General features: G+C 63.2%; 2 protein-coding genes and 1 pseudogene. All 3 read left to right on the plus strand.

Annotated elements, in window-relative coordinates:
* Positions 1-471 precede the first annotated feature (471 nt).
* On the plus strand, positions 472-2,034 hold the full coding sequence (locus tag MOV74_RS33650) for a 2-isopropylmalate synthase (RefSeq protein WP_246931293.1): 1,563 nt from the start codon (positions 472-474) through the stop codon (positions 2,032-2,034).
* A 218-nt stretch (positions 2,035-2,252) separates the two neighbouring features.
* Positions 2,253-3,257 carry a TRAP transporter substrate-binding protein gene (locus MOV74_RS33655; RefSeq protein WP_246931294.1) on the plus strand — a complete coding sequence of 335 codons (1,005 nt, stop codon included), beginning with the start codon at positions 2,253-2,255 and terminating at the stop codon, positions 3,255-3,257.
* Positions 3,258-3,449: 192 nt separating this feature from the next.
* Positions 3,450-3,730 (plus strand): annotated as a pseudogene (locus MOV74_RS33660) (hypothetical protein); the annotation flags it as partial.

Below are 3,730 nucleotides of genomic sequence, written 5' to 3' on the forward strand. Positions count from 1 at the left end.
TGCGCTGCAGAGCCGGGGCCCATCTCGCCGCGCGCCATGCCGCTCCTGGGTCCCGGCTCTGCGCCGCCAGCGCGTCCGGGAGACAAGGAGCGAGGGTACGAGCAATCAGGTCAGCCCCCTTGACCATCTTTTGGCGTTGCGGTTGCTGCCATTTTTCGTCTAGAAACAGGCCAATGAGCCTCCCGGCAACCAACCGTCAACGGTTTTGGCCGAGGATTTGTGGGCTCAGAAGGGTCTGGCAATGCTGATTCGCGGCCAAATCGAGGGGAATTCGGGGGAGGTGGCTCTGGCCGCCGCCACGATCCCGGCCGCGCTGCTGCCCACCCTCCTTATTGGCGGCCTTCTTCTTACTTGCCCCTGAGGGCCGGCTGGGCGCCACGCGCCTGGGCGCTCAGGGGTTGGTCGAGATCACCGGACACCCTCAAGCGCCCAGAAGATTGAACGGCGCAAAAAGCTCAAAAGGAATTTGAAATGGCCACCGCGAACAAGTCCGACAAGGACCGCGTCATTATTTTCGACACCACGCTGCGCGACGGCGAGCAATGCCCCGGCGCCACCATGACCTTCGAGGAAAAGCTCGAGGTCGCCGAGCTCTTGGACGATATGGGCGTCGACGTCATCGAAGCCGGCTTCCCGATCACCTCGCAGGGTGACTTCGAAGCGGTGAGCGAGATCGCCCGCCGTTCCAAGAATGCGGTCATTGCGGGCCTGTCCCGTGCGCACCCGGCCGATATCGACCGCTGCGCCGAGGCGGTCAAATTTGCAAAACGCGGCCGCGTCCACACCGTGATCGCGACTTCGCCGCTGCACATGCGGGTGAAGTTGAACAAGACGCCGGAAGAAGTGCTCGAGACCTCGGTCGCCATGGTCGCGCGCGCCCGCAACCAGATCGACGACGTCGAATGGTCGGCGGAGGACGGCACCCGCAGCGAGATGGACTTCCTGTGCCGCATCGTGGAAGCCGTCATCAAGGCGGGCGCCACCACGGTGAACATCCCCGACACCGTCGGCTACACGGTGCCGGAGGAATACACCCACTTCATGAAGACGCTGATCGAGCGCGTGCCGAATTCGGATAAGGCGGTGTTCTCCGTGCACTGCCATAACGATCTCGGCATGGCCGTCGCGAACTCGCTGGCCGGCATCGTCGGCGGTGCGCGCCAGGTCGAGTGCACTGTCAACGGCATCGGCGAGCGCGCCGGCAACGCTGCGCTCGAAGAGATCGTGATGGCGATCAACGTGCGCAACGACAAATTCCCCTACTGGAACAAGATCGACACCACCCAGCTCACCCGCGCCTCGAAGGTGGTCTCGGCGGCAACCTCGTTTCCCGTCCAGTACAACAAGGCGATCGTCGGCCGGAACGCGTTCGCGCATGAGAGCGGCATCCATCAGGACGGTGTGCTGAAGGACGCCTCCACCTACGAGATCATGCGGCCCGAAATGGTCGGCCTGAAGCAGTCCTCGCTGGTGCTCGGCAAGCATTCCGGCCGCCATGCCTTCGTGCACAAGCTGGAGGAGATGGGCTACAAGCTCGGCCCGAACCAGCTGGAGGATGCGTTCACGCGGATGAAGGCTCTGGCCGACCGCAAGAAGGACATCTACGACGAGGACATCGAGGCGCTGGTCGACGAGAAGATGGCGGCTTCCCACGACCGCATCAAGCTGACCTCGCTGACCGTGATCGCCGGCACCCATGGCCCGCAGCGCGCGACCATGAAGCTCGACGTCGACGGCCAGATCAAGATCGAGGAGGCCGAGGGCAACGGTCCGGTGGACGCGGTGTTCAACTGCATCAAGCGCCTGGTGCCGCACGAGGCCAAGCTCGAGCTGTATCAGGTCCACGCGGTCACCGAAGGCACCGACGCGCAGGCGGAAGTGTCGGTGCGGCTGTCGCAGGAGGGACGTGCGATGACGGCACGCGCGGCGGATCCGGATACGCTGGTGGCCTCGGCCAAGGCCTATCTCGGCGCGCTCAACAAGATCGTCATGAAGCGCCAGCGCGACACGGTGACCGCGGCCGCGGCGAGCTGACAAGCGCCAGCGTGTCATCCCGGGGCGCCTCGAAGAGGCGAACCCGGGATCTCGAGATTCCGGGTCTGGTCCTTCGGACCATCCCGGAATGACAGTGTGAGAGATAGCTGCCCTGCTAACGGCCAATAGCAGCGTAGCCCGGCGGCCTGTATTGATTCTGCCGGCATGAGGACCAGCCGCCCCTACGACGGTGGCTTAGAAAATAACAGGGAGAGAATATGCGCACCTTCGCGATCGCTGCGTCCATCGCGGCATTGGCACTCGGGCTGGCCGGGCCGGCGTCGGCCCAATCGCCGATCATCATCAAGTTCAGCCATGTCGTCGCCACCGACACGCCGAAGGGCAAGGGCGCGGAGAAGTTCAAGGAGCTGGCCGAGAAGTACACCGCCGGCAAGGTCAAGGTCGAGGTCTACCCGAACTCGACACTTTACAAGGACAAGGAAGAGCTCGAGGCGCTCCAGCTCGGCAGCGTGCAGATGCTGGCGCCGTCCAACTCGAAATTCGGGCCGCTCGGCATCCGCGAGTTCGAGGTGTTCGATCTGCCCTATATCCTGCCCGACCTGAAGACGCTGCGGAAGGTGACGGACGGCCCGCTCGGCACGCGGCTGCTCAAGCTGCTGGATGCCAAGGGCATCACCGGCCTTGCCTATTGGGACAACGGCTTCAAGCAGATGAGCGCCAACAAGAAGCTGGTGACGCCGGCGGATTATCAGGGCGTCAAGTTCCGCATCCAGTCCTCGCGCGTGCTGCAGGCCCAGTTCAAGGCGCTGAGCTCGCTGCCGCAGGTGATGGCGTTCTCGGAAGTCTACCAGGCACTCCAGACCGGCGTGGTCGACGGCCAGGAGAACACCTGGTCGAACATCTATACCCAGAAGATGCACGAGGTGCAGAAGTACATCACCGAGACCAATCACGGCTACATTGGTTACGTCGTGATCGTGAACAAGAAGTTCTGGGACGATCTGCCGGCCGACATCCGCGACCAGCTCTCCAAGGCGATGAAGGAAGCGACCGATTTCAGCAACGCGCAGTCGCAGAAGGAGAACGACGACGCTCTGGCCGAGATCAAGAAGAGCGGCAAGAGCGAGATCATCAAGCTCACACCCGAGCAGGACGCGGCGATGCGCAAGGCGATGGAGCCGGTCTACAAGGACGCCGCCGGCCGTATCGGCCAGCCGCTGATCGACGAATTCCTGAAAGAGGCCAAGAGCGCGACGAACTGATCCATCCGAACGATCGACGAAAGGCTTCCGTGCGATCTGCACGGAAGCCTTCTTGTTGCGAATTTCCGATCGCGGCTAGAGGTAAAATCCGCCGTTAAATCCTGGTAGGGCCGCGCTCCCTTTCCAAGTTGTAATTTGCGTGTCAGCCGCACCGCGCCCATCTTCATGGACATCCTTCCAGAGGAGGTTCGGATGAGGAAGTTCACCATCGCCGCCATCGCCGTGCTCAGCATTGCCGGCTCGGGAGCGGTCTATGCCCAATATCATCGCCCGTGGATGGAGCACGTCCGCCACATCCGCATGAACCCGGAAGACCGCGCCGCCTTCGTCGATGCGCGGATCGCCGCCGTCCATGCCGGGCTGAAGCTCAATGCCGACCAGGAGAAGCTATGGCCGCCGGTCGAGGCCGCCGTGCGCGATTTCGCCAAGCTGCGCATCGACCGCGCCAATGCGCGGATGAATGCCGGGCCGGG

The organism is Bradyrhizobium sp. SHOUNA76, from assembly GCF_023006445.1.
In the GTDB taxonomy this organism is placed as follows: Bacteria; Pseudomonadota; Alphaproteobacteria; order Rhizobiales; family Xanthobacteraceae; genus Bradyrhizobium.

Bases quoted from the DNA above. Each gene is read 5' to 3' on its own strand.
- MOV74_RS33650 (WP_246931293.1), top strand. From the start codon at position 472: ATGGCCACCGCGAACAAGTCCGACAAGGACCGCGTCATTATTTTCGAC.
- MOV74_RS33655 (WP_246931294.1), top strand. From the start codon at position 2,253: ATGCGCACCTTCGCGATCGCTGCGTCCATCGCGGCATTGGCACTCGGG.